The sequence below is a fragment of the Nitrobacter sp. 62-13 genome (assembly GCF_001896955.1).
Classification (GTDB): Bacteria; Pseudomonadota; Alphaproteobacteria; order Rhizobiales; family Xanthobacteraceae; genus Nitrobacter.
The window spans coordinates 1-2,332 of record NZ_MKRN01000059.1 but is presented as its reverse complement, the minus strand read 5'-3'; the positions used below and the strand labels follow the sequence as shown (position 1 = coordinate 2,332).

At 63.0% G+C, this 2,332-nt stretch carries 5 protein-coding genes and 1 pseudogene; 3 read left to right on the top strand and 3 right to left on the bottom strand.

Annotated features, from left to right (window positions below):
- Nucleotides 1-250: hypothetical protein (locus tag BGN91_RS06115; RefSeq protein ID WP_292611451.1), on the bottom strand; the 250-nt coding region annotated here is incomplete at its 3' end.
- A 325-nt stretch (nt 251-575) separates the two neighbouring features.
- Between BGN91_RS06115 and BGN91_RS06110 the strand changes: the two genes are divergently transcribed.
- Genes BGN91_RS06110 through BGN91_RS06100 form a run of 3 tightly spaced genes read left to right on the top strand, consistent with a single transcriptional unit; the run spans nt 576 to nt 1,523 of the window.
- Nucleotides 576-893 (top strand): ribonucleotide reductase, encoded by a 318-nt coding sequence (locus BGN91_RS06110; RefSeq protein ID WP_292611449.1) that lies wholly within the window; start codon nt 576-578, stop codon nt 891-893.
- Nucleotides 890-1,087 carry a hypothetical protein gene (locus BGN91_RS06105; protein WP_292611447.1) on the top strand — a complete coding sequence of 66 codons (198 nt, stop codon included), beginning with the start codon at nt 890-892 and terminating at the stop codon, nt 1,085-1,087. Before BGN91_RS06110 ends, BGN91_RS06105 begins: the two co-directional genes overlap by 4 nt.
- Nucleotides 1,080-1,523, top strand: a complete 444-nt coding sequence (locus tag BGN91_RS06100; protein ID WP_292611445.1) for a DUF6362 family protein — start codon at nt 1,080-1,082, stop codon at nt 1,521-1,523. Before BGN91_RS06105 ends, BGN91_RS06100 begins: the two co-directional genes overlap by 8 nt.
- 193 nt (nt 1,524-1,716) lie before the next feature.
- Here BGN91_RS06100 and BGN91_RS06095 read toward each other — a convergent pair.
- Nucleotides 1,717-2,008 (bottom strand): annotated as a pseudogene (locus BGN91_RS06095) (transcriptional regulator).
- A 37-nt stretch (nt 2,009-2,045) separates the two neighbouring features.
- On the bottom strand, nt 2,046-2,332 hold a 287-nt coding region (locus BGN91_RS06090), incomplete at its 5' end, for a PIN domain-containing protein (RefSeq protein ID WP_292611443.1).

Here is a 2,332-nt window from a genome sequence, read left to right as displayed (position 1 = left end):
CGAGCCGCCCCTGCCGCTCGGCAAGGGCGGCGACCGGTCTCAGCGCACGCGGCTCGGCAAGGCGCTCGCGCGCATGCGCGACCGGGTGTTCGACGTCGCCGGACTGAAAGTGCGCATCCGGGCAACCGGCGTGCTCCATCAGGCGCAGCGCTGGCAGCTCACCCTCGAAGGGGAACATGGGGAACGTGGGGAACGTTTTCCGGACCCGTCCGACGCCGAAAAAGGGGAACGTCAGGCCGTTTTGCAGCAACGTTCCCCTCAACGTTCCCACGCCTATCCCATTGATAGAAAAGGCGTTGGGGAACGTGGGGAACGTGGGGAACGTTTTTCTGACCTACGCGCGTGTGCGTTCAAGGAAAACGACGAAAATAATATAAAAGAGGAGCAAACACGTTCCCAACGTTCCCCACGTTCCCAAAACGGTGACAGTTCAGACACTTGCACCGGGGAACATGGTGGGGAACGTCAAAACGGACGTTCCCCACGTTCCCCGCTGAATGAGTCCCCCGATTGGCTGAAGGGGGTGCCGTGATGCGGCGCGCCCTCGATGCCTCATTGCACTTGGGAGGCGCGCCATGAGCCGACAGCGTCTTCCCGATCGCCGGCCCAGCGTCACGACCACGTTCGTGCACGACTGCCAGTCCTATGCGGTGACGTTCGGCTTCGACCCGAACACCGGCCGCATCGGCGAGGTGTTCACCCACGGCGCCAAGGTTGGCTCCGCCATGGACGGCATCCTCGACGATGCCTGCATCGCGCTCTCGCTTCTGCTGCAGCACGGCGTCGAACCCACGGCGCTTGCCAACAGCATGGGACGGCTCGGCGACGGCAAGACGCCTGCCTCCGTCATTGGTGCGCTTGCCGACCTCATCGCTCGCGAGGCGCAGCCATGAGGTGGATGCCCAAGGGATACGGCGGCCACCGGCGTCCGCCCGAAGACGTCAAGTGCGAGGGCTGGCACGAGCACGGCATCCTGGTGGTCAGCGAGGACGATCAGCGGCTCACCTGGCCGGAGCGTGAACTGATCCGGCAGCTCGGCAGAAAACTCTACGGCAAACGAGACACGAAGGATGTGCGCCATGGCTGAATGGACACGCAAACAGGTGGAAGAGCGGCTTTACGAAGCGGCTGACGTCATGAAGCGGCTGCCGCCGGTCAAGGTGCAAGGCCATTACAATCTGTGGCCAAGCATCGTGCGCGAGTTCGCCGACCTCGTCGGTCAGGAACCGCCGCGGTTGCGTCGCCCGCCGCCCGCCCCCGCTGCCATCAGCCGCATGGAGGAAACGCTTGGATGGCTTGTCTGGCTCGAACCGGATGAGGCCAGACTCGTCTGGATGCGCGCGGAGCGCGCGCGCTGGCGAACGATCTGTCAGCGGTTCGGCATTGCGCGGGCGACCGCGCATCGCCGCTGGGAGTATGCATTGAGCGTGATCGTCTGGCGACTCGACAAGCGTCCGCTACCCCGCAAATGGTCCCGCCGTTTCCTGCGCGCGCGCGTGCGCGCGTTGTCCAATGCAGCCTGACGCGGCTCTGCGAAAAATGTCTCACGGAAAAGCAGCCGAGGCGAATTTTCTGGATGGACAGTTTCGCGGCCGGAGAGGTAGTTTTCTGCCATGCTCGCGAGAGGCGCGCGCACGCCAGCCTGAAGATCAGGGGTGCCAGCGTTGGCCTCCATTTTTATGCGGCGCGCAGCGCGACCTCCTGTTCGATCTCGCGTCACACCATCCGTAGCGTCAGCGGCCGCTTGCGATTGAGCATTTCATAGAAGCGATTGCGAGTGCCGATGTAAGGCACAAGGTCACGGGGCTCGAGGCCTTTCTGCTCGATACTTGATAGCCTCGATCGGGTCGGGCAGATCGTAGTGCTTGGCTTCCCAGGCCTCGACCAGCGCGACTAGCACGTCGAGCCGGTCGCCCTCAGGCGTACGCCGTTTCGCATCCATGAGCCCTTCGATTTCCTTGAGCGCACGACGATAGTCCCGCCTGGTCTTGATCGGTGTTACGTCCATCGTAGTCGCCCCTTAAATCGTCTGCGCGTCGGATCGCTTAAACTTTTACTTCGAAAGGATTGATAACCGTCGCCCCCAGATCCGCAATGTCGGCGACGTTACGCGTCGCGAACGTCATGCCGTGCACCTTGGCAGTGGCCGCGAGCAGCGCATCGATCGTCGACACCGAACGCTTGGCGCTCATGCGGCCCCATTCATCGGCAACCGTCTGATCGATGGGCAGAATACGCTCGTTGAAGGATTGCACGAGCGTTGAGAGCCATGTCTCCAAGGCACGGGCACGCGCCGCATCGTTGGCACGGGCTCGCTCAATGCCCTTGCGAA